Source organism: Mycobacterium sp. (assembly GCF_049802695.1).
Lineage (GTDB): Bacteria > Actinomycetota > Actinomycetes > Mycobacteriales > Mycobacteriaceae > Mycobacterium.
On sequence record NZ_JBARMY010000385.1, the window covers coordinates 1 to 1,523 of the forward strand.

At 65.9% G+C, this 1,523-nt stretch carries 3 protein-coding genes; all 3 read right to left on the reverse strand.

The genetic code is table 11. The features are described from left to right. Positions 1-373: hypothetical protein (locus tag WA317_RS15760; protein ID WP_425173917.1), on the reverse strand; the 373-nt coding region annotated here is incomplete at its 3' end. Further along, on the reverse strand, positions 370-696 hold the full coding sequence (locus WA317_RS15765) for a TIGR02391 family protein (protein ID WP_425173918.1): 327 nt from the start codon (positions 694-696) through the stop codon (positions 370-372). The genes WA317_RS15760 and WA317_RS15765, both read right to left, overlap by 4 nt. Next, positions 697-918, reverse strand: a complete 222-nt coding sequence (locus WA317_RS15770; protein ID WP_425173919.1) for a hypothetical protein — start codon at positions 916-918, stop codon at positions 697-699. It abuts the gene before it with no gap. Between the last annotated feature and the right edge of the window lie 605 nt (positions 919-1,523).

Consider the following 1,523-nt stretch of genomic DNA (forward strand, 5'->3'; position numbering starts at 1 on the left):
GTTCGGCGCTAGCCGGAATATCGCATGGGACGCCAGGCGAACCGATCTGCTCGCCGACGACCTTGAATGATGTCCCGCCGGGGTCTGCGCGGATCGCCCATCCGGCGACGTGAAACGGTCCGCGCCCAGCGTTCACGATCTTGACGCCGACGATCAGCGGACCGGGCTGCAACTGCTTGGCAGCGCTCGCTAACGATGCGCGAATGTCGCGGCTGGCGTCGTTGGTGAGAATGCCGGGCGGCGTCAGCATGCCGATGATCGGGGTGAGTTTCGGCCGCGCGCCCTGCATGAGGAACGTGTAGACCTGCCAGGTGAGCGATGCGGCGCCGACCCCGAAGCCGACCACAGCGAGGATGAACGCGGCAACGGTCACGGCGTGCCCGCTGACGCATCGGGTGTTTCGATGAGGTCGCATTGGTCGACCCACCGCGCCAACAGGCTAAGGACCGATAAGCGTTCGACGGCCTGCTGTTCGGTTAGCTCGCCTGGGCCGTGGGTGGCGGGGTTGCGGATCGTCATTTGCGCGCCGGGCGCGAATTGGCGGAGTCCGGCGTTCATCGAGATCACGGATTTGTCGGTCTGATCGCCTGGCCACCGAAGACGCGGCTTGCCGGGTTCGGGGTCCTTTTCGGAGAACGCCTGCTGCCACTGCGAGGTGTCTTCGATGTCCCGGCGTCCTGTGCGCGACTTGACCAATTACACAACGCCGTCGGCGGCTGCCGACACCGCCTGACGATAGTAACCGTCACGCCACAGCCGGGCGGCCTGGCCCCATACCGCCGGGTGCATCTCTGCGACGTCGACCGTCGGCGGCAATTCGGCCTCCGCGCGGTCGGCCAGTTCGCCGAGGGAGCCAATCATCTGATTGCACGCGTCGATGACGTGGGATGGTTCGAGCATCGGCTTGGGTTGCGTCACGATATGCCACGCCGCGATCGGATCAACGGCATTGCGTTGGCCGGTGGGTTCCCCTACGCCCAGAACGCAACTCGTGAGCGCGGGTGCTCGACGAGCTCGACCCGCCGCCTCGGACACACGAGCGCGAAGCGCGTCAATCTCGGCCGGGTCGGATTCGGCCAGCGGCATGACAGCGGGCAACATGTCGACGCCAGGTCCCCGGTAGGTGGGGCGTGTGGAGTTCGAGGAATGACTGGAAGGCGTCGCGGAACACCGCGACGTGTCCGGCGAGGTCGCGGAGGTAGGTGGGGTTGCGGTCGGCATCCGCCATGACCAACGACGTTACTAACTGTGGAGCTGGCCGCGGCGCGGTGACATGCAGACGTAGTTCGCTGTGAGCGAAAGGCACGTTCCGCACGGATCGGGGGAGGGCACGATTGGAGGGGACAACAGCGCCAGCCGGTTAGCTGGCGGCGTGTACGGGTTTCACTGGGATCAAATACGAAAGCGAATTGCCGTGAGCCAAGGGGACGACCTGCTCGACGCCATCAAAGCGGCCGAGGGCGACCGTGCGCTCCGACAAGTCGCCGCGGACCAGGCCGAGGACCATCGAGACCACCTGATCC